Below are 19,974 nucleotides of genomic sequence, written 5' to 3' on the forward strand. Positions count from 1 at the left end.
AAAAAATGCAAGCATGTGTCGGATCGGCGCTTACAGCATGAAGGATCACACCCGCAAGAACCGGCGCGCACAAAGCGCCGTAGCGGTGGCGGTTTGTCACAGCCAGAAGGGACGTCAGAGCAGGAAGTCGTCCATGTAGATCTTGATCGACTTGTTGAAATGGATAGCGAAATCGGCTTTTCCGTCGCCATTCACATCGGCATAGACATAGGTGTCGTGCTTGAGTTTTTCATAGCGCAGTTCGCCGGCATGGCCGCTGAACTTCTTTGCGCCGATCCAGTCGAAATCCTGATGACCGGAAAGCTTCGTATTGGCATCGATCGCCTGCAGATCGATCACGTCGCGCATCGGATTGCCCTTGGCATGATCCCAGTCGGCAATCGTATCCGGCGCCTTCACCGTGCTTTCCTTGATCGACTTGTAGAGGAAGGTATCGGCTCCGTCGCCGCCATAAAGCGTATCCTTGCCGAGGCCGCCATACAGGACGTCATTGCCGTCGTAACCGTAAAGCTTGTCGTCTCCGGCGCCGGCGATGATCTTGTCGCTGCCGCCGGCTCCCTTGATGACGTCGGCCTTCGAGGTGCCCTTGATGATTTCCATCACATCCGTGACCTTCAGGGTCAGGATGTTTTCACCAAATCCGGACTCGCTCTTGACCCATTCGCCATCGACATAGGCCCGGATCTTGATTTCGATATGAAGCTCGTTGTCTTGCAGATATTCGTAATCGAGCGCCTTGTTGGTGACGATCTTGTTGCCGACCAGCTTGAACGCATCGGTGGGGATTTCGTTTTCGAGCCAGGTATAGAAGCCTGCGGCAATCGTATAGGTGACGTCACCATCCTGGGGTTCCGCGAGAGCCAGTTCCGCAATCACGGTGCCCTTTGGCACATTTTCGGGAACGGACGAACGGTAATAGGTATAATGAACCGGTTCTACTGCCACGACCACCCTCTCCTCGATCAGTTGATCGAAAATTAGTCGAAGGATGCTGCCGCATCAAGAATGCTTTGCAGGGAATTCGGTCGGATTATTCGGCTTCTTCCAGACGCATCTTGTAGCCGCTGACCGCCGCGCCATCCTCGCGGCGGAGGGCCAGAAAACCCGGTAGCGCAAGAAGCGGCAGGATGGCGGAGATGAGGAAGACGGTGCGGAATGTTTCCGCCGTCAGGCCGGCGCCGTCGAGCATGACGAGGCCGAGCAGCATGGCGGCGACCGAGACGCCGAAGGACACCGAAAGCTGCTGCAGCACGCCGAACAGGCTGGTGGCGCGGCTGAGCTTTTCCGCCGGCACATCCGAATAGGAGAGCATGTTCGAGCCCAGAAACTGCACCGAACGGGTCGTGCCGACGAGGAAGGCATAGATTGCCAGGAACCAGTGTGGCGTTGCGGGATCAAGGAACGCGAAACCGGCAAGCAGCAGCGACCCCGCAATCGCGCTGACATTCAGCAGCGTGCGGAAACCGAAGCGGCGCAGGAGGAAGGGCAGAAACGGCCGGTTGGCGAGAATGCTCAGCGCGCTGGCAGACGTGATCAGGCCGGCCGAGACCGGGCTCATGCCGAAACCGACCTGCAGCATCAGCGGCATCAGGAAAGGCACGCCGTTGAGGCCGATACGACAGAGGCCGCCATACAGCGTACCAACCATGAAGGTACGAGTGCGGAACAAGGTGAGATCGACGGCCGGCTCGCGGGCCGTCTTCGCATAAGAATAGAACATCGCCAGCAGGCCGGCGCCGAGTGCCAGAACGGCAATGATGGCCGGCACGGGGATGGCCGGGTGGCCGACATTCTCGATGCCGTATTGCAGGAAAAGACAGCCGAAGCCGACCATCAGGAAGCCGGGGAAATCGAAACGCGCCTTGGTATCAGCACGGGTATCGTCGATATAACGCAGGGCAACCAGAACGCCGATCAGGCCGAAGGGCACGTTGACCCAGAAAATCCAGCGCCAGTCGGCATAGGTGGTGAGCAGGCCGCCGAGAAGCGGGCCGATCAGCGGGCCGACGACCGCCGGCAGCGTCATATAGGTCATCGCCTTCATCAACTGGCTGCGCGGAAAGCTGCGGATCATGGCAAGCCGCCCGACCGGCGTCATCATCGCGCCGCCAAGGCCCTGCAGCGCCCTCACCGCGATCAGCATCGGCAGGCTGGTTGCCAGGCCGCAGAGAACGGAGCTGATGGTGAAGATAAAGAGGGCTGCGGCAAACACCTTCTTGGCGCCGAACCGATCGGCGAACCAGCCGCTGACGGGAATGAACATGGCCTGCATCAGCACATAGGCCGTGATCGCAAGGTTCATCCGGAGCGGCGTGGTATCAAGGCTTTTGGAAATGTCCGGAATGGCAGTGACGATGATCGTCGAATCCAGCTGTTCCATCAGGAAGGCGATCGCGACGACGCAGGGAATGATGATGCGAAGTTTCGGATCGCGCTCGACCGCGTAAACGGGTGTATGTTCGACGGTGGTCATGTCAGAGGTCTATGCCGGGCGAAATGGGACAGGGAAAAGCAGGCTGTCGCGATGGCGGCGGTCGGCGAGGCCCTTTAACCACCGATCATGCTGCATTGCAACAGAAGCGACCCTCCCGCTCACGCAGGCGTGACGCCTGGCAGATCTGCAATGGCGGCATGGCTAGAGCTGATCTTCCGCCAATTCGCCAAGGAAATCCAGAAACGCCCTGACCTTTGCCGGCATCAGGGTCTGCGCATGATAATAAACGTAAAGCGGAAAGGTTTCGTCAGCCCAGTCCGGCAGGATAGGGACGAGGCGGCCATCGGCGAGGAAATCGCGGGCGTAGACGCCGAGAAGCTGGGCTATCCCCTGACCGCCGAGGCAGGCGCCGATCAGGCCGCCGGTGTCGTTGACCATCATCTGGCCCCGGACCTTGACCGGAACCGCCTCTTCCCCGCGTGAAAACTCCCAGTCGTAATGCCGGCCGGTTGCCGGGTTGCGCAGGAGCACGCATTGATGCTCCGCTTCCAGATCGGACGGATGTTGCGGCAGGCCGTAGCGTTCGACATAGGCCGGCGAGGCGCAGGTGGTGACGCGGGTCTCGAAGAGGAGACGGCAGGCCAGCGCCGAAGGTTCCGGCTCGCCGAAATGCACGGCGACGTCAAATCCTTCCGCCGTCAGGTCCCCCACCCTGTCGCGGACCGCAAGATCGAGATGCAGATCCGGGTGGCGGGCAAGGAAGGCTGCGAGACGCGGCGGCAGGAAATGATGGCCGATGGCGCCGTCTGCCGTGACCCTCAGCCGGCCGCGCACAGCGACGGTCGAGCCACCGGCGCGGATGGCCGCCTCCTCGATGCCTTCCAGATGCGGGGCGACCGACTCATAAAAACGTCGTCCCTCGTCGGTCAGCGTGATCGAGCGGGCGCTACGGTGAAAGATGCGCAGGCCGACACGGCTTTCCAGCCGTGACACGGCGCGGCTGACGGCCGATTGGGTCAGGCCGAGCGCCTCTCCGGCGCGGGAAAAGCTACCGGTATCGATGACGGCGGAGAGGACGCCGATGCCGTTCAGGAGGCGGCTGTCGAAGGACATCAAGACATACTTTCAGTCATTTTAATGACGACATCTATGTATTATGCGCAATCTCGCGGCGGGTGTAAACCATCTCCATCGGACCGGCGTTGTTCTCGAAGCCGGCCATTTGTGGAGAAAGATCATGAGCACAGCAGGCAAGACAGCCATCGTTACCGGATCGTCGCGCGGCATCGGCAAGGCCGTGGCCGAACGGCTCGCCAAGGACGGGTTTTCGGTCGTCGTCAATTATTCGGGCGATGCAGCAGCGGCGGAAGAGACCGTGACCGCGATCAAGTGGGCCGGCGGAAAGGCCATCGCCTTCAAGGCGGATGTCGCCGACGAGGTGGCGGTGGCTGCCATGTTCGATGCGGCAGAAGCGGAATTCGGCGGCATCGACGTGGTCGTCAATTCGGCCGGCATCATGGTCCTGTCGCCGATCGCCGAGCTGAAGCTCGAGGATCTCGACCGCATGCACCGGATCAATATTCGCGGCACGTTCGTCGTCAACCAGCAGGCGGCGCGGCGGGTGCGGCATGGCGGGGCGATCGTCAATCTGTCGACCTCGGTGGAGAAACAGGCAATCCCCGGTTACGCCGCCTATGCGGCCAGCAAGGGCGCCGTCGAGGCGATCGGCATGATTCTGGCCCGCGAGCTGCGCGGCCGCCGGATCACCGTCAACACCGTCGCCCCCGGCCCGACCGCGACCGACCTTTTCCTCAAGGGCAAGGACGATGCGCTGATCGCTCAGATGGCCAAGCTCAACCCGATGGAACGGCTCGGCACGCCGGAAGACATTGCCGAGGTCATCTCCTTCCTCGCCGGTCGCAATACCTGGATCAACGGCCAGGTGCTGTATGCCAATGGCGGCATGAACTAAGACATTGGTGAAAAACGGGCGTCAGGCTCCGGCCTGCCGCTCTTCGAACTTTTGGCGCGCCGCCTCGATATCTTGATGGCGGGCGGCGGCCCATTCCCAGACGCCGCAAAAGGCGGCGCCGAGGCTGAGGCCCAGTTCCGTCAGGCTATATTCGACCTTGGGCGGGATGACCGGATAGACGGTGCGGGTGACAAAACCGTCGCGCTCCATCTGCCGCAATGTCTGGGTCAGCATCTTCTGGCTGATGCCGCCGACCTGACGGCCGATCTCGGTAAACCGCATCACCCCGTGTTCATCCAAGACTTCGAGGATCAGCATGGTCCATTTATCCGCCACCTGGCCGATAATGCCGCGCACCAGTTCCTCCAGCGCCGGGTCGATCTCGTCGGGGATTTCCCGGCCGGATGCGGACAGTCTTGGAGCGCGAACGCCTTGATCCACAGTCACTCTCCTTTTGGTGTGTATAAATCTTTCGGGTGCCTTCTTACCGATAAAGACCGATAGGCCTAAATCCCTCGCAGCGCAATCGAACGCAGCGCAAACAGCAAAGGCGATATCCCATGAAAATGAACGGAAACACGATCCTGATCACTGGCGGCGGCTCCGGCATCGGCCGCGCACTTGCCGAAGCGTTTCATGCGCTCGGCAACAGCGTCATCATCACCGGCCGCCGCAAATCGGCGCTCGATACGGTGACCGCCGCCAATCCCGGCATGCAGGCCATGGTGCTCGACATCAACGATGCCGAGGCGATCAAGGGTTTTGCGGCCGAGATCACCAAAACCCATCCGGCGCTCAACATCGTCATCCACAATGCCGGGATCATGGTGGCCGAGACGATCGGCGACGCGCCGGATTATCTGGAAACCGCGGAAGCGACGATCGCCACCAATCTTCTCGGGCCGATCCGGCTGACGGCAGCGCTCCTGCCGCATCTGAAGACGCAAGGCGATGCCTCGGTCGTCAACGTCTCCTCCGGACTTGCCTTCATTCCCTTCGTGCTGACGCCGACCTATTCGGCCACGAAGGCGGGCATCCATTCCTATTCGATGGCGATCCGCGAACAGCTGAAGGGCACGTCGGTCAAGGTCGTCGAGATCGCCCCGCCTTACGTGCAGACGGAGCTGATGGGCGAACATCAGGCGAGCGACCCGAACGCCATGCCACTGACCGACTTCATCTCGGAAGTGATGCAGATCCTGACCGACAATCCGGATGCGAAGGAAGTCATCGTCGAACGCTGCAAACCGCTGCGCTTTGCGGCCGAGAGCGGCAATTTCGATGCGATGTTTGCGGGCGTGAATTCGCGGCATTGAGAAGAGGCCACCGAACCTTAGAACGATACCCCATTGAGCGGGCACCGCATATGGAGCGAAGGCCCCTCCCCACCCTCCCCACAAGGGGGAGGGCTTAACCCAGTCGATCCGCCGAGGCTCAATTCGAGGCAGGAGAGTGCCGCAAGTCTTCTCCCCCCTTGTGGGGGAGATGGCCGGCAGGCCAGAGAGGGTCTTGGCCATATGCGACAGCCCTGCCCCTAAAAGATGCTCTCGCCCCATCATCAAGGCGAGTGCGCACAAATCTACCTTTTCGGCGCCACCAGACAAAAGAACGCCCCCTGCGGATCCGTCGCCTGAACGACAAAACTGCCGCCGGGGACTTCCATCGGGCCGTTTGCCACCTTGCCGCCTGCCGCTTCGATGCGGCCAACGGCGGCGTCGATCGCGTCGATGTTGAAATAATAGACCCAGCAGGCGACGGGAACGCCCGGCGGTCTCGTCATCATGCCGCCGATGTCCTGGCCGGCATGGGCGAAGACGCGGTAGGTGCCCATCGGGCCCATGTCGACAGCGCGCGACAGGGTCCAGCCGAAAACCGTTTCATAGAAGGAAAACGCCTCTTCGCCATCGCCGGCATAAAGCTCGTGCCAGCCGACATTGCCCGCCGCATTTGGCGCAAGTTCCGGCGGCGGATCCTTTGGCGGGATCGGGGTCATGATGCAGATGACGGCGCCATGCGGATCGGCGACGACGGCAAAACGGCCAATCTCGGGAATATCCTCCGGCTCGCGCTGGATACGCCCGCCGAGCTCTGAAAACTGGCGCGCGGTCGCATCGACATCATCGACGGCGACATAACCGGTCCAGTTCGGCGGGATCTTGCCTTCGAGTTCCGGCGGAAAATTCATCATGCCGCCGACGCCGGGGCAATTGTCGCCCTCGCCCATGCCGAACAGGTAATAGGACATGCCCGGCATCTGCATTTCGCGCACTTTCCAGCCGACGACCTCGGCATAAAAGCGGCCGCCGGCATCGGTGTCGGTCGTCATCAGCTCGCACCAGATGAACTTGCCATGGGTGTCGGAGCGGATGGCGGAGTGGGTCTGCGATGTCTGATCCATCATCATTTCCTCTCGTCGGTTGACCGGGCCCTATCGACCCTCGGTTTCATGCCTTGCGGTGGTAATGCGCTTCCATGAACTGTTTCCAGCTGCCGTCCGGCTGTTTTGCGCCCGACGTGAAGGTGCGGTGGTCGTCGCTGAGGAAACGGATCTGCTCGCGATAATCCGCCATGCCCTCGCCTTCCATGGACGGGCCGGTGGTATAGAGGCTGAGCGTCTTGCCGTCCGGCTCGACCTCGCCGTCATAGACCCAGAGATTGTCCATCATCGAACCCAGCCAGGTACCGACATATCGGCCCCTGGCCGCATCGAAACCAAGCGTCAGCATGGTCGTTGCCGGGCCTTCGCCGCCCGGCATGTCGCCGCTGCCCTCGGCAATAAACCAGATGCCGGAGAGCGAGCGGACGGTTTCAACCCAGGGCTTGTCGCTCATTTCCGACGTTACATCCCAGCGCCCGACCAGCTTTTCCAGAAAACCATGCTCGGCACGCGGTTTCGCCATGACCATCGTCATGTCTTCCTCCCTAATCCGTTACAATTTTAGGCCGTCTCAATGGCAGCAGGATGAACCACCGCTCTCGGCCGGCTTCGGCGCGTATTCGTCATGCCGTTTGACGAAATGCATCGTCTGATCCTCGTTGCGGCCAAGCGGCGCGCGATCGAGAATCATCAGCGTGCCGATCAGCTCCTCCGGCCCGCGCGCATAACTCGAATAGGTGTGAAATACCTGACCGTCCGCGTCCTTGTAGAAGGCGGAAAGGCCGGGCAGTTCGTCATGGCCCTGGGCGCGCGGGATGTCGGTGAAATTGTAGCGGATCGTCTCGCCCGACAGATCTTCCGGCGCAAACGAGACGTGATAATCGAAGTTGAAATCGCTGCCGTTCGAAGACACCCAGGGGAATTTCCAGCCCATACGCTTCCTATAGGCCTCGATCTTGTCGAGCGGCGCGCGGGAAACGGCGACCCAGGTGACGTCGTGATTGTTGAGATGCGGCAGGGCGCCGTCGACATGGTCGGACAGGAAGGAGCAGCCGACGCAGCCCGCATCCCAATCCGGCCCGAGCATGAAATGGTAGACGAGCAGCTGGCTGCGGCCCTCGAACAGATCGGCCAGCCGCTTTTTGCCCTGTGGCGTGTCGAAGACATAGTGCTTGTCGACCTTGACCCAGGGCAACGCCTGTCTTTCGGCGCGCACCCTGTCGCGTAAATGAGTCTCTTCCTTTTCCAGTAGAAGCAGCCGGCGACGTGCCTCCAGCCATTCCTCCTGGCTGACGACCTTGTTCTTCGGTGTCGTGGTGATGTCCATCTCGGTCTCCTCTTCCTCGATAGATTGCGTTCATACCAATACAATCATGGCAGGCTGTCAAATCTGCGGTCGGCCTGCCTTTCGGGCCTGTTTGGGCTTTTCACAAAAGCCCGCGCCGCTGCGAAAAACGGCGGCCCTCAAGTTGAAGACGTGCGGGGAGAGCGTCATCCGACACATGCCACAAGAATTTTTGTCGCTGCGGTCATTTGTCATCTGACATTTCGTTGATCATCAAACGATATGTTTATAATTTTAGAACTTGAAAAATTTCATTTCATGGATTTATAACCCGATCCGCAGGGTAATACCTGCGATCCCACAACGCATGGGAGGGCGTTGCGCTGGATTTCCGACAATGCCCGAAAGACACTCCCGATAAGACAATCCATTGTTCTCGGTTCGGTGTCTGCTCGGCTGAATGACGAGGCCCCTGCGCGATGTTGTCCAACAAGACCTGCTACAGACCAACGGTTCTCCACTGTCCTTCAGTCGACACTCTCAAAGGAACTGGAAACCACAAATGACCGACACAAAAGGGGCGCTCCCCCTGATCGCCAGACTATGGCTGATCCTCCTGGGCGCCGTACTCATTCTCGCAGGCCTCTTCTTCGCCATTGGCGGGGGCAAGCTCGCCATGCTCGGCGGCAGCCTCTACTTCCTGATTGCCGGTATCGGCATCGTCATTTCCGGCCTGCTCGTCATTCTGCGCAAGCCGTCCGGCGCGCTTCTTTTCGGTCTCGTCACCATCGGCACCGCCATCTGGGCCGTTGCTGATGCCGGTTTCGATTTCTGGCCGCTGATTTCGCGCCTGCTCGCCTTCGGCGTCGGCGCAACCGTGATCGCGCTGACTTTCCCGCTTCTGCGCAAGGCCGCCGGCCGCAGCCCGGCCACTGTTCCGTCTTTCATTCTCGCTGCCGTGCTGGCCATCGCCTCTGCCGCAGCTTTTGCCGGCATGTTCGTGCCGCATCCGACCGTTGCCTTTTCCGGCACACCGGAAGCCCTGACGCCGGTCGATCCGGCCAAGGAACAGAAGAACTGGGCAGCCTATGGCAATACGACCGGCGGCTCGCGTTTTGCCGCGCTCGACCAGATCACCCGCGACAATGTCAAGGATCTGACGGTCGCCTGGACCTACCATACCGGCGATACGCCGATCAGCCCCGGCGCCAATGGCGCAGAAGACCAGGAAACGCCGCTGCAGGTCGGCGACCGCGTGTTCCTGTGCACGCCGCATAACAATGTCATCGCCATCGATGCCGATACCGGCAAGGAAATCTGGAAGAACGAGATCAACGCAAAGTCGTCCGTCTGGATGCGTTGCCGCGGTCTTGCCTATTTCGATGCGACCCAGCCGATCGTGCAGCCGACGGCCGACGGCTCGACGCCGGTGCTGCCGGCCACCGTTGCCGAAGGTGCGCTTTGCCAGCGCCGCATCCTGATGAACACGATCACCGCACAGCTGATCGCGCTCGATGCCGATACCGGCGCCTTCTGCCCGGATTTCGGCGTGAATGGCCGCGTCGACCTGAAGGCCGGCATGGGCAATGCGCCCGATCCGCAATATGTTCTGACCGCCCCGCCGACCGTTGCAGGCACCACCGTCATCGTCGGCGGCCGCGTTGCCGACAACGTCCAGACCGACATGCCGGGCGGCGTCATGCGCGGCTTCGACGTGATTACCGGCAAGTTCCGCTGGGCTTTCGATCCGGGCAACCCGACCGATCACAGCGAACCGGCTGACGGCAAAACCTATGCCCGTTCGACGCCGAACAACTGGGCCGGCATGTCTTATGACGCGGCCTCCAACACCGTCTTCATTCCGATGGGCAGCCCGTCCGTGGATATCTACGGCGTGCCGCGCACCCCGCTGGAGCACAAATACGGCGCTTCCATGCTGGCGCTGGACGCTTCGACCGGCAATGAGAAGTGGGTCTACCAGACCGTCCATAACGACCTCTGGGATTTCGACGTGCCGATGCAGCCGTCGTTCATCGACTTCCCGAAGGCCGATGGAACGACCGTTCCGGCGCTCGTCTTCGGCACCAAGGCCGGCCAGATCTGGGTGCTTGACCGCGCCACCGGCCAGTCGCTGACCAAGGTGGAAGAAGTTCCGGTCAAGCCGGGCAATATTCCGAACGAGCCTTATTCCCCGACCCAGCCAAAATCTGTCGGCATGCCGCAGATCGGCGCTGAAACGCTGACCGAAAGCGACATGTGGGGTGCCACCCCGTTCGACCAGCTTCTGTGCCGCATCGCCTTCAAGGGCATGCGTTATGACGGCCTCTACACCGTGCCGGACACGACGCTGTCGCTTGCCTATCCAGGTTCGCTCGGCGGCATGAACTGGGGCGGTCTTTCCACCGACCCGGTGACCAACACGATCTTCGTCAACGACATGCGCCTTGGCCTGTGGAGCCGGATGATCCCGGCCGCACCGAGCGACAAGGTCGCTTCGGGTGGCGAATCGGTCAATACCGGCATGGGCATCGTTCCGATGAAGGGCACGCCCTATGCGGTCGACAAGAACCGCTTCCTGTCGGCACTCGGCATTCCCTGCCAGAAGCCGCCTTTCGGTACGATGACTGCGATCGACATGAAGACGCAGAAGATCAAATGGCAGGTTCCGGTCGGTACCGTCCAGGATACCGGTCCGCTCGGCATCAAGATGGGCATGCAGATGCCGATCGGCATGCCGACGCTCGGCGGCACGCTCGCCACCCAGGGCGGCCTCGTCTTCATCGCCGGCACCCAGGACTATTACCTGCGCGCCTTCGATTCATCGACCGGCAAGGAAGTCTGGAAAGCCCGCATGCCGGTCGGCAGCCAGGGCGGCCCGATGACCTACAAGTCGCCGAAATCAGGCAAACAGTATGTCGTCATCTCCGCCGGCGGCGGCCGCAACTCGCCCGACCGCGGCGACTATGTGATCGCCTACGCACTGCCGAAGTGACCGGCCAAGACTGAGAGAACAAGGAAATGCCCGGTGATGAGCCGGGCATTTTCGTTTCTGGGGGACCAGAAGAGCAGCCGGCTCAATCGGTTTCGCGGATATCGAAGCGGGCGACCTTGCCGCTTCTGATCGTGAAGACATGGAAAACGGTCTTGTCCTTCAGGCCCTGCACCTCCCCTCCGAGCGGATTGCCGTCCAGATCGAAAAGCTTCTGGATCACTTCCACGGCAAGCACCCCGCCCTCCTCCGGCTTGAACGCGACCGGCTCGACATGCGGGCTGACGAGCGCCCATTGCCGCGTCCAGTAATCCCGAATGGCGTCCAGCCCATGAACATGGCCGCCTTCCATGCCATTGGCCCAGGCGACGTCATCGGACAGCGCGGCAAGCACGCCGTCGATATCCCGCGCATTAAAACGCTCGTAGAGATGGTTGATCAGCTGAATCTGGTTTTCGGACATGAGATTTCCTCGATATCGTTTTCGAACGTCTTCAAGCCGGCAAGCCGAGCTTGATCGGCGTTTCATGTAAATATATATGTACGTATATATCTAGGCGTCAACGGCGAAAACAAGGACCGATCCGATGAAAGAAGACGTGCTGTCGACACCGGGGCATCTGATCAGCCTGGCTGCACGCGGCTTCGCGCGGCTGAGCGAGGCGCGGCTGAAACCGCTCGGTTTCGGCGTTGGCCAGTTGCCGGTGCTGGTGGCGCTTGGTGAAGGAAAGGCGAGCACGCAGCGTGATCTCGCCCGTTTCGCAAAGGTGGAACAGCCGCCAATGGCGCAGATGCTGTCGCGCATGGAGCGGGATGGGCTGATCAGCCGGACACCGGACCCGGCCGATGGCCGCAGCAGCAGGGTGGAACTGACTGCAGCCGCGCGGGAAAAGATGCCTGAAGCGATAACGACCCTGTTTCAGGGCAATCGCGAGGCGCTGGACGGATTTTCGGATGAAGAGGCGGCACAGTTCGTCCAGTTCCTGCAACGCGTGATCGACAATCTGGACCGGATCGCCGGTACCGAGACGGGGCCGCAGCATCCGTGACCCACGTTGCGGGTCGTCACTTTTCGCCCGTTTCTCGCGTGAATGGGAGCCGCTTGGCAAAGCGGCTCCGGTGATGTCAGGCAGCTTAAACCTGCGCCCAGCCGCCATCCACCGTCAGTTCGACACCGGTGATGAACTCGCTGTCATCGGAAGCGAGGAAAAGCACCGATTTAGCAATCTCTTCGCTCGTCCCCATCCGGCCGAGTGGCGTATGGGCGGTCGCCTGACTGGTCATTTCGGCGATCATCGCGTCGCTAAACCCGGTCCGCTGCATGACGCCGGTATCGATGTAACCCGGCGCCAGCGCGTTGATGCGAATGCCCTTCGGACCGTATTCGGCGGTCAGCGAGCGCGCCAGAGAACGGAGCGCTGCCTTCGTCGCGGAATAGACGGAAAAGCCGGCCGTGCCGCGCACACCCTGGATCGAGGTATTGAGAATGATCGAGCCACCGGCCGTCATCAGCGGAATGAGCTTCTGGACGCTGAAGAACGTGCCCTTGAAATTGATGCCGACCGTGAAATCGAAATCCTCCTCACTCACCTCTTCGAAAGACAGGGGCCTTGCACCGCCCGCATTGGCAAACAGGATATCGAGACGGCCGTAGCGCTGCTCGATATGCGCTCTCAGCGCCTCGAGGTCCGAAAATTTCGAAATGTCGCTGCGGACCGCGTCGATATCCGGGCCGATTGCCGCGACGGCGGCATCGAGCGATACCTGATCGCGGCCGGTGATGATGACCCTGGCGCCCTCTTCGGCCAGCAGCCTTGCGGTTGCGAGCCCCATGCCGAGGCTGCCGCCGGTGACGAGGGCGATCTTTCCATCCAGTTTTGCCATGATTTTATCCTTCCATCCTGTGCTGCGGGAGTGCAGCCATGGGCAGGATCTAATCAACGCTCCGGCCTCGCCGTAGGCGGGGCAACGGACTAGTATCCATTCCGGCAGGGAATGGATGTGAAAGGCGCCTATGGTTTTGGGCGCGATCCGGAACGCAGGGCGGGCTCTTCCGCACAGATATCGGCAAGGAAATCGGCAACGACGCGAAACCGCTCCGGCATGCGCCGGCCGCTGACGCAAATGACATGAATGGGCGACGGATCGGGCGCAAAATCCTCCAGCAGCGGCACGACGTTTCCGGCCCTGATATCCGCCTCCAGCATGGCCCGCCCGGTATACCCGATGCCGAGACCGGCAAGGATGGCGGCGCGCTGGTCCTCGACATCATTGGAGCGGAGATTGCCTTCCGGCTCGACCAGAAAAGGACCGCCGGGACTGTTGAATTTCCAGGCCTGCGTTGCCCCTTGCGTCTGGCCGGCGATCAGGTTGTGGTCGCGCAGGTCTGCCGGCGTCAGAGGCATTCCGTGCCGCTCGATATAGGCGGGCGTGGCGGCGACCATCATGTGCAGATCGCCGATTTTTCGCGCTATCAGCGCGGAATCGCTGAGAGGCCCGACCCGGAGCGCCATATCCAGCCCTTCCCGCACCAGATCGACACGGCGTTCGGCAAGAGAGATATCCAGCGAAAGATCCGGGTAGCGGGCAAAAAAGCCCGGCAGTCTTGGAATGATATACATGCGCCCGAGCGCCGGCGGTGTTGCCAGACGCGCGATGCCCGCCGGAGTGATGCCGCTTCGACCGATCCGCCCTTCGGCCTCATCGAGGTCGGCGAGGATCTTTATCGCGGAATCATAAAAATCCTGGCCGGCCGCAGTGGGATTGAGACCTCGCGAGGTGCGACTGAGAAGCTGCGATCCGAGGCGCAGTTCCAGGGCGGCAATCTGCTTGCTGACTGCCGGCTGGCCAAGGCCAAGCTCGCGGCCGGCGCGGGTAAAACTGCCGCTTTCCACGACGCGGACAAAGAGCTGTAATGACGAAAAGCGATCCATAATAGCCATTCCCTTCGGGAATAGCGTTGCCAGCTTTTTGTGCCGACCTCAACCGCGTTTTGTGAGCAAGGCGCACCCATCTTCGCGGCGATGCGCCTTGCTGCTTGCCCTCTTCAGCCGAGCATTGTTTCGAGATTGCCCAGAATGGCGGTCCAGCCGCCGATATGGCCGTCGCGCGCCTCGATGCTGCGGAATTTGACCTGGCGCAGGGTCAGTTCCGTCGTGCCGGCATCGATCTCGGCAAAATCGATCGTCACGACGCTGTCGTCCAGCGAATAGGGCGATTCCCAGGTGAAGGAGAGATGTTGGTGCGGATCGACCGCCAGATAGGTGCCGCCATGGGGGATTTCCTTGTCGCCGGCAAACATCACGATGGAAAACCGGCCGCCCTTGACGGGATCGGTGGAGGTACGCGACGGCGGGCCGCCGGAGGGTGTGCGCATGAAGGCCGCAAGGGTTTCCGGCGAGAGCCAGGCCTGAAATACTTTTGCACGCGGAGCGGCGATCTTGCGGGTGACCGTCAGTTCAAGTTCACTCATCACTGTCCTCCTTCTGAACAAGCAGTTTTTCGAGCGCCTCAAGGCGCAGTTCCCAGATGGACTTGAGATCGGAAAACCAGGCCTCCGTCAGCCGGAGGGGTTCCAGCTCGGCGGTGATCAGATGCTCGCGACCAAAAGTTCGGCGGGTGACAAGTCCCGCCTCCTCCAGCACCTTGATATGCTTCGAGACGGAATTCAGGGACATGTCGAAATGGTTGGCGAGCGCCGTCACTCTCAGCGCCCCCTCCTGAACGAGAAGCGTGAGGATCTGCCGCCGCGTGGCATCGCCAGCGGCCTTCAAAATACGTGATAGCGCGTCGTCGTCCATTCATTCACCCGTATGGTTGAATATAAATATCCAGCTGGAATAGTCAACCATATGGGTGAATGATTTTGAAGCCGTGCCACGATGCCGCCCACAGGAACTGCTGTGCGGAAAAGCGGATGGCCACGCGGAACTCAGTTCGGAGCGGGAGTATCGAGGCTGACAATCCGGTCTGCCGGGCCGATCACGGATCGCCTGTGCGTGATCGCCAGCACGGTGACATCGCTGCAGAGAATGCGGATATGGTCCATCACGCCTTTCTCCGTCGCTTCGTCGAGGGCGGAACTGGCCTCGTCGAGGAAGAGGATGGCCGGATCACCATAAAGGGCACGGGCGATGGCGATCCGTTGCCGTTCACCGCCTGACAGTTTCAATCCGCGCTCACCGACCGTCGTTTCAAACCCATCCGGCAGGTCCTCGATGAACGTCAGGATTGCCGCCTTGCCGGCCGCAAGCCGCAGGCGTTTCTCGTCTCTCGGTCGGCCCAGAAGGATATTGTCGGCGAGCGTCTCGTTCAGTAGGATAACCTCCTGCGGCACCACGGCGATGGCCGAATACCAGTCGGCCCGGCCTATGGTCTCGAGATCGGTGCCGTCGATGACGATACGGCCGGCGGTCGGTGACATCGATTTCAGCGCGAGCTTGAAGATCGTCGATTTGCCGGAGCCGGTCTCGCCGACGAGAAAGGTGATGCCGCCGCGGCTCGCGTCAAATGAGACGTTCTCGACACCACGACCGTTGTCATAGGCATAACCGACATTTTCGAATTGCAGCTTGCCGGTTCGCGGAGAAAACCTGGCCGCGTGCGGAAGAACCCGTTCCTCGCCAGCCCGCCACATGTCCGACATCGGCGCAAGATCCGACCTGACACGGGCAAGATCGTCGAGCGTATGGGCAATCATCTCGAACGGCATGTTGAGCTGGATGAGAAGAGCATTGAACAATACGAGATCGCCAACCGAGAGTTCTCCCGACTGGTAACGTGGCAGAAGAAGCAGAAGGGTGACAGCGAACTGCAAGGCAAGACCAAGGCCGATCACGGCGACATAACCGATGCGCTGCAGCACGTAGCTGCGCCAGCTGGCGCGAACCTCCTCTGCCTTTTCGACAAAACGTCGCTTCATCCAGGCATGGCTGCCAAATTGCCGAAGCGTCTCCATGGCATTCATCGCATTGCCGACAAAGCGCGAATTCTCCTGCCCCGCCTCGACGGCGCGGTCGAGGAAGACGCGTGCCCGCCGGGTCGAAACCAGCGTCAGCCATGTGGAGAACACGCCATAGGCTGCGACGATGGCCACGACCTGCAGGTCGATCATTGCGCCGAGTGTCACAAGCGTCAGCGCGATCTGCACCATGCCCGGGATGAAGACGATCAGGCCGAGCTGAAGAAGCTGCGTCAGGGCGCCCTGCCCCTTTGCTCCCGCCAGCATGATCTCGGACGGATTGTGCTCGATGAAGAAGGCAGATGTCTTCCTGAGGATCGTTTCGAAAAACTGCGTGCTGGCAACGAAGCCGAGATTACGAGCAGTCATCAGCGACAAGAACTGCACCATCTGCTGCAGGACCGACGAGAGGCCCAGAAGCAGAGCATAGACGATGAAGGCAAAGGCGACGCCTTCCACTGCCCGGTCACGCGGAAGCGCATCGATGATGCGCGAGAAAACGATCGGAGCCGCAATGGCGCCGCAGCTGGCAATCGGCACGATGGCAAAGCTCAGAAGGATCATCCAACGATCCAGCTTCCAATAGGCTCGAAAAATTCCACGGACAGGTTCGAAAACGTGTCGGTTATCCGGCATGACAATAACCTCTCACCTTGCGGGGAAACCTGCCGCCGTTGCGGTTCAAAAGGCATGGAAATGCGCTGAAGCGCGCGGCGGCAATGCGGAGTAACGATTTGCTTCAAAACAGGAATTGGGCGCAAAGCAGTTGCGATACCAACGATCGCCATATGCACCCGAAACTGGTGTAACGAAACATAATATTGACTGCAACAGTCATATTAAATTCCGACGACCAATGGTTCAGCAGGCCGTGAAACAAAAAATGCCCGGTTCGCCACCGGGCATTTCGTCGATCAAGATCACCGCAAAAACGATCATGCGATCAGGAAATCGTTGAAGGCGAGTTTGTAATTGTTGTCGAGCTCGGCCAGCTTGATGGCCGCGGCACCTGTGCCGGCGCCGTCCCTGTCGTAATAGACCCAGTGATCCTTGGTGTCGTAGAACAGGTGGTCGCCCTTGCCCATCGACTTTACCGAGGTGCCGGAGGAAAAGTCCGCCTTGGAGACGCCGGTCTTCTTGTCGGAATCGAAGACCGTGAATGTGGTGTCCAGCAGCGTGATCTTGTCGCCCTTGCCGAAATCGAGGATCAGGTCGAGGCCGAGCTTGGAGAGGGCCGAGCCACCGAAAACGAAATAATCGCGGCCGGCGCCGCCGGAGAGCGTGTCCTTGCCGGTACCGCCATAAAGCAGGTCGTTACCGCCGCCGCCATAAAGCTTGTCATTGCCGCCATTGCCGATCAGCGTGTCGTTGCCGCCGCGGCCTTCCAGCTTGTTGGCCACGGCATTGCCGGTGATCTCGTCGGCGCCCGAGCCGCCGATCGCGTTTTCGATCGTCACGCCCTTGGCGATCGAGACATTGTATTTCAGGCCGCCGACCGAGGAAAAATGTTCGGCGTTGAGATCGATCACCTGCTTGTTGGAATATTTGGCGAAATTCAGCGTGTCATTGCCGCCGGCATCCCAGATCGAAAACACCGATTTGTCGCTGGCCGAAGACAGGCCATAGACGCCATCGCCGCCGAAACCATAGGTGTCGTTGCCGGTGCGCGTCGTCATGTTGGCGCCGTAGAGGCGCTGCAGGGCGGCGATATCGTGCAGGCCGAGCGTCTTCAGATAACGGCCGCCGAACACCGCGCCGGTCTCGGACGCATCGAAATAGCTCATGACCGTGTATTGCAGGCTGTCCTCGACATAGGAGGCGTCGGACGCATAATCGAAATCATCCGGATAGTCGGTCGGATGTTCAAGGCCGAGCGAATGGCCGAGTTCGTGCATGACGGTGTTGTAATCGTCGGAACCGACCCGGATATTCGGGCTGTTGCCATTGTCGTTCGGGCCCCGGAGATTGTACCAGAAGTCACCATCCGTCGAGGCGGCGCTGCGGTCGCCGTAACCGACCGTGTAGGAATAACCATAGGTGTCGCTGTTCGCGCGGTCGGCGTAATTGCCGAGCAGGATCGTTGCGTCATCGGAATAACCGTCCGTGCCGGAAACGCGCGTCAGGGTGATGCCGGCCACGTCCTCGAACTGCTTGAAGATCAGTTCGCTGATGGCGATCTGGCTGGAGGTGAAGCGCTGGAAGGTCGAGGCTTCGATGTAATCACCCTCATAACCGGACGGAATGCTTGCCCGGTAGGCATAGGTGACCGTCGCGTGTTCCTTAAGGTAATCCGACCAGCTGGAATCGTAGCGCGTCAGCTGCGCGGCAGCCTGCGCCGTGGTCAAAGATTTCTTCGTGGCCATCAACTTCCCCTTTAGTCCCGCCGGTGTATAGAAACACGCCAGATTCGCAGGAATATGGCAACCGGCCCAGTATTTCGATACGGGAATACACTTAATAAATCAGCCTTATACATGAAGTATGGCTCACTTTTTCCGGGATCGGTTCTCAAAGCTCGACCCCGCGTGTATAAGCAAGCCGGGATGGCAAGATCGGCGGCGTGATCCGCCCGTGGCCAGTTTTGCGAAGGCATGATCGGGAGGACGATATGGCGAACCTTACCCCGCAGGAACAGCTGATGCTCGAACTGACCAACCGGGCCCGGATGGACCCGGCCGGCGAGGCGAAGCGGTTCGGCATTTCGCTCAACGAGGGCCTTTCGGCCGGAACCCTGTCCTCGGCGCCGCGGCAGGTGCTGGCGGGCAATGATGCCATCGCCAAGGCTGCCGACAATCACAGCGCCTGGATGATCGAGAACGACAATTTCGCCCACCAGGAAACAAAGGGCACGACCGGCTTTACCGGCGAAGGCCCCGGCGACCGCATGACGGCCGCGGGCTATGAATTCACCGGCAGCTGGACCTATGGCGAAAACATCGCCTTTCGCGGCACGTCGCAGACCCTGACGACCAAGATGCTGACGGAATATATCATCCTGCAGCATCAGGATCTTTTCGTCGACGAAGGCATTGCGGGCCGCGGCCACCGGCTGAACATTCTCGGCAAGGATTTTCAGGAAATCGGCATCGGCCAGCAGACCGGCGCCTTCACCTCCGGCGGCACGACCTTCAATGCCTCGATGGCGACGCAGGATTTCGGCAAGACCGGGGATAAGGTCTTCATCACCGGCGTCGTCTACAAGGACACGGTGATCAAGGACGATTTCTTCAGCGTCGGCGAGCAGATGACGAAGGTGAAAGTGTCGTCTTCAGGTGCCGTTACGAACACGACGGGCGCCGGCGGCGGCTACGAGCTTGCCTATAGCACCAGTGGAACGAAGACGGTCGATTTTGCGCTTTCGACCGGCAAGATCTCCGTCGGGCTTGCGCTTGGCGCGACCAATGTGAAGCTTGATGTCGTCAACGGCCACGAAGTCTGGTCGAATGCCTCGATCAGCACGGCCTCGGCCAAGGTGACCGAGCTGCATGTGCTCGGCATTGCCAAGACCAATCTTTCCAGCGGCTCGACCGGCCAGAAACTGTTCGGCAATGACACGGTGAATGTGCTGAAGGGCAATGGCGGCAATGACACGCTGTATGGCGGTCGCGGCGCCGACGACCTTTATGGCGGCACGGGCAAGGACACCTTTGTGTTCAAGGCAGCGACCGACAGCACGGTGAAGAGCAGCGGCCGCGACACGATCTTCGACTTTTCCGGCACGAGCGGCGATAAGATGGATTTTTCCGATATCGACGCCAATTCGAAGACGGCCAAGGACGACGCTTTCAGCTTTATCGGCACCAAGGCCTTTAGCGGCCATGCCGGCGAGCTGCGTTACGAAAAACAGGCTTCGGACACTTATGTCTATGGCGATGTGAACGGCGACAAGAAGGCCGATTTCGCCGTCCATCTCGATGACGCGATGGCGCTCTCTAAGGGCTATTTCCTGCTCTGACA

General features: G+C 60.5%; 19 protein-coding genes. 5 read left to right on the forward strand and 14 right to left on the reverse strand.

Annotation, left to right across the window (positions count from 1 at the left end):
- Positions 1-114 precede the first annotated feature (114 nt).
- The 3 genes from FHW37_RS09140 to FHW37_RS09150 all read right to left on the reverse strand — a co-directional run bounded on the left by FHW37_RS09140 (position 115) and on the right by FHW37_RS09150 (position 3,547).
- A complete protein-coding gene (locus FHW37_RS09140; protein ID WP_145635244.1) occupies positions 115-945 on the reverse strand; it encodes a M10 family metallopeptidase C-terminal domain-containing protein in 831 nt (276 codons plus the stop codon).
- A gap of 85 nt (positions 946-1,030) precedes the next feature.
- The gene (locus FHW37_RS09145; RefSeq protein WP_145635246.1) at positions 1,031-2,473 is read right to left on the reverse strand and encodes a DHA2 family efflux MFS transporter permease subunit; all 1,443 of its coding nucleotides are present in this window, start codon (positions 2,471-2,473) and stop codon (positions 1,031-1,033) included.
- Between the two features lie 162 nt (positions 2,474-2,635).
- Positions 2,636-3,547, reverse strand: a complete 912-nt coding sequence (locus FHW37_RS09150; protein WP_145635249.1) for a LysR family transcriptional regulator — start codon at positions 3,545-3,547, stop codon at positions 2,636-2,638.
- 124 nt (positions 3,548-3,671) lie between these two features.
- Here FHW37_RS09150 and FHW37_RS09155 point away from each other — a divergent pair, with 124 nt between their 5' ends.
- Complete coding sequence (locus FHW37_RS09155) at positions 3,672-4,406, forward strand: SDR family oxidoreductase (RefSeq protein ID WP_145635250.1); 735 nt, start codon at positions 3,672-3,674, stop codon at positions 4,404-4,406.
- A gap of 21 nt (positions 4,407-4,427) precedes the next feature.
- Here FHW37_RS09155 and FHW37_RS09160 read toward each other — a convergent pair whose 3' ends face one another.
- A complete protein-coding gene (locus tag FHW37_RS09160) occupies positions 4,428-4,847 on the reverse strand; it encodes a winged helix-turn-helix transcriptional regulator (protein ID WP_145635252.1) in 420 nt (139 codons plus the stop codon).
- Between the two features lie 119 nt (positions 4,848-4,966).
- Between FHW37_RS09160 and FHW37_RS09165 the strand changes: the two genes are divergently transcribed.
- On the forward strand, positions 4,967-5,722 hold the full coding sequence (locus FHW37_RS09165) for an SDR family oxidoreductase (protein WP_145635254.1): 756 nt from the start codon (positions 4,967-4,969) through the stop codon (positions 5,720-5,722).
- Between the two features lie 263 nt (positions 5,723-5,985).
- On the opposite strand, the gene FHW37_RS09170 is transcribed toward FHW37_RS09165, so the two are convergent.
- From FHW37_RS09170 to FHW37_RS09180, 3 genes are read right to left on the reverse strand one after another with little or no spacing between them, the layout of a single operon-like run.
- Positions 5,986-6,804, reverse strand: a complete 819-nt coding sequence (locus FHW37_RS09170) for a VOC family protein (RefSeq protein ID WP_145635256.1) — start codon at positions 6,802-6,804, stop codon at positions 5,986-5,988.
- 46 nt (positions 6,805-6,850) lie between these two features.
- A complete protein-coding gene (locus FHW37_RS09175) occupies positions 6,851-7,312 on the reverse strand; it encodes a DUF1579 domain-containing protein (protein WP_145636029.1) in 462 nt (153 codons plus the stop codon).
- Between the two features lie 42 nt (positions 7,313-7,354).
- Positions 7,355-8,110, reverse strand: a complete 756-nt coding sequence (locus FHW37_RS09180) for a DUF899 domain-containing protein (protein ID WP_145635259.1) — start codon at positions 8,108-8,110, stop codon at positions 7,355-7,357.
- 520 nt (positions 8,111-8,630) lie between these two features.
- Here FHW37_RS09180 and FHW37_RS09185 point away from each other — a divergent pair.
- Complete coding sequence (locus FHW37_RS09185; protein WP_145635261.1) at positions 8,631-11,060, forward strand: glucose/quinate/shikimate family membrane-bound PQQ-dependent dehydrogenase; 2,430 nt, start codon at positions 8,631-8,633, stop codon at positions 11,058-11,060.
- A gap of 82 nt (positions 11,061-11,142) precedes the next feature.
- Here FHW37_RS09185 and FHW37_RS09190 read toward each other — a convergent pair whose 3' ends face one another.
- Positions 11,143-11,520, reverse strand: a complete 378-nt coding sequence (locus tag FHW37_RS09190) for a nuclear transport factor 2 family protein (protein WP_145635263.1) — start codon at positions 11,518-11,520, stop codon at positions 11,143-11,145.
- A 124-nt stretch (positions 11,521-11,644) separates the two neighbouring features.
- Between FHW37_RS09190 and FHW37_RS09195 the strand changes: the two genes are divergently transcribed.
- A complete protein-coding gene (locus tag FHW37_RS09195) occupies positions 11,645-12,106 on the forward strand; it encodes a MarR family winged helix-turn-helix transcriptional regulator (protein WP_145635265.1) in 462 nt (153 codons plus the stop codon).
- A gap of 85 nt (positions 12,107-12,191) precedes the next feature.
- Here FHW37_RS09195 and FHW37_RS09200 read toward each other — a convergent pair whose 3' ends face one another.
- From FHW37_RS09200 to FHW37_RS34460, 6 genes are all read right to left on the reverse strand, one after another.
- Positions 12,192-12,941: an SDR family NAD(P)-dependent oxidoreductase gene (locus FHW37_RS09200; RefSeq protein WP_145635267.1), complete on the reverse strand. Its 750-nt coding sequence runs from the start codon at positions 12,939-12,941 to the stop codon at positions 12,192-12,194.
- A gap of 128 nt (positions 12,942-13,069) precedes the next feature.
- A complete protein-coding gene (locus FHW37_RS09205; RefSeq protein ID WP_145635269.1) occupies positions 13,070-13,990 on the reverse strand; it encodes a LysR family transcriptional regulator in 921 nt (306 codons plus the stop codon).
- A gap of 113 nt (positions 13,991-14,103) precedes the next feature.
- Positions 14,104-14,529: an SRPBCC family protein gene (locus tag FHW37_RS09210; protein ID WP_145635271.1), complete on the reverse strand. Its 426-nt coding sequence runs from the start codon at positions 14,527-14,529 to the stop codon at positions 14,104-14,106.
- Complete coding sequence (locus tag FHW37_RS09215; RefSeq protein WP_145635274.1) at positions 14,522-14,857, reverse strand: ArsR/SmtB family transcription factor; 336 nt, start codon at positions 14,855-14,857, stop codon at positions 14,522-14,524. The genes FHW37_RS09210 and FHW37_RS09215 overlap by 8 nt, the downstream gene beginning before the upstream one ends.
- Positions 14,858-14,988: 131 nt before the next feature.
- Complete coding sequence (locus FHW37_RS09220) at positions 14,989-16,581, reverse strand: ABC transporter ATP-binding protein (RefSeq protein ID WP_210249283.1); 1,593 nt, start codon at positions 16,579-16,581, stop codon at positions 14,989-14,991.
- A 371-nt stretch (positions 16,582-16,952) separates the two neighbouring features.
- Positions 16,953-18,380, reverse strand: coding sequence for a M10 family metallopeptidase (locus FHW37_RS34460; RefSeq protein WP_145635278.1), 1,428 nt, complete (start codon positions 18,378-18,380; stop codon positions 16,953-16,955).
- Between the two features lie 245 nt (positions 18,381-18,625).
- On the opposite strand from FHW37_RS34460, the gene FHW37_RS09230 reads away from it, so the two are divergent.
- The gene (locus FHW37_RS09230; protein ID WP_145635281.1) at positions 18,626-19,972 is read left to right on the forward strand and encodes a M10 family metallopeptidase C-terminal domain-containing protein; all 1,347 of its coding nucleotides are present in this window, start codon (positions 18,626-18,628) and stop codon (positions 19,970-19,972) included.
- Positions 19,973-19,974: the final 2 nt, after the last annotated feature.

The sequence above is a fragment of the Neorhizobium alkalisoli genome, assembly GCF_007829835.1.
In the GTDB taxonomy this organism is placed as follows: Bacteria; Pseudomonadota; Alphaproteobacteria; order Rhizobiales; family Rhizobiaceae; genus Neorhizobium.

What these genes read in the sequence shown, in the direction of transcription:
- FHW37_RS09145 (WP_145635246.1), bottom strand. Translation starts at nt 2,473, where the DNA reads ATGACCACCGTCGAACATACACCCGTTTACGCGGTCGAGCGCGATCCG.
- FHW37_RS09150 (WP_145635249.1), bottom strand. Translation starts at nt 3,547, where the DNA reads ATGTCCTTCGACAGCCGCCTCCTGAACGGCATCGGCGTCCTCTCCGCC.
- FHW37_RS09155 (WP_145635250.1), top strand. Translation starts at nt 3,672, where the DNA reads ATGAGCACAGCAGGCAAGACAGCCATCGTTACCGGATCGTCGCGCGGC.
- FHW37_RS09165 (WP_145635254.1), top strand. Translation starts at nt 4,967, where the DNA reads ATGAAAATGAACGGAAACACGATCCTGATCACTGGCGGCGGCTCCGGC.
- FHW37_RS09170 (WP_145635256.1), bottom strand. Translation starts at nt 6,804, where the DNA reads ATGGATCAGACATCGCAGACCCACTCCGCCATCCGCTCCGACACCCAT.
- FHW37_RS09175 (WP_145636029.1), bottom strand. Translation starts at nt 7,312, where the DNA reads ATGGTCATGGCGAAACCGCGTGCCGAGCATGGTTTTCTGGAAAAGCTG.
- FHW37_RS09180 (WP_145635259.1), bottom strand. Translation starts at nt 8,110, where the DNA reads ATGGACATCACCACGACACCGAAGAACAAGGTCGTCAGCCAGGAGGAA.
- FHW37_RS09185 (WP_145635261.1), top strand. Translation starts at nt 8,631, where the DNA reads ATGACCGACACAAAAGGGGCGCTCCCCCTGATCGCCAGACTATGGCTG.
- FHW37_RS09190 (WP_145635263.1), bottom strand. Translation starts at nt 11,520, where the DNA reads ATGTCCGAAAACCAGATTCAGCTGATCAACCATCTCTACGAGCGTTTT.
- FHW37_RS09195 (WP_145635265.1), top strand. Translation starts at nt 11,645, where the DNA reads ATGAAAGAAGACGTGCTGTCGACACCGGGGCATCTGATCAGCCTGGCT.
- FHW37_RS09200 (WP_145635267.1), bottom strand. Translation starts at nt 12,941, where the DNA reads ATGGCAAAACTGGATGGAAAGATCGCCCTCGTCACCGGCGGCAGCCTC.
- FHW37_RS09205 (WP_145635269.1), bottom strand. Translation starts at nt 13,990, where the DNA reads ATGGATCGCTTTTCGTCATTACAGCTCTTTGTCCGCGTCGTGGAAAGC.
- FHW37_RS09210 (WP_145635271.1), bottom strand. Translation starts at nt 14,529, where the DNA reads ATGAGTGAACTTGAACTGACGGTCACCCGCAAGATCGCCGCTCCGCGT.
- FHW37_RS09215 (WP_145635274.1), bottom strand. Translation starts at nt 14,857, where the DNA reads ATGGACGACGACGCGCTATCACGTATTTTGAAGGCCGCTGGCGATGCC.
- FHW37_RS09220 (WP_210249283.1), bottom strand. Translation starts at nt 16,581, where the DNA reads ATGATCCTTCTGAGCTTTGCCATCGTGCCGATTGCCAGCTGCGGCGCC.
- FHW37_RS34460 (WP_145635278.1), bottom strand. Translation starts at nt 18,380, where the DNA reads ATGGCCACGAAGAAATCTTTGACCACGGCGCAGGCTGCCGCGCAGCTG.
- FHW37_RS09230 (WP_145635281.1), top strand. Translation starts at nt 18,626, where the DNA reads ATGGCGAACCTTACCCCGCAGGAACAGCTGATGCTCGAACTGACCAAC.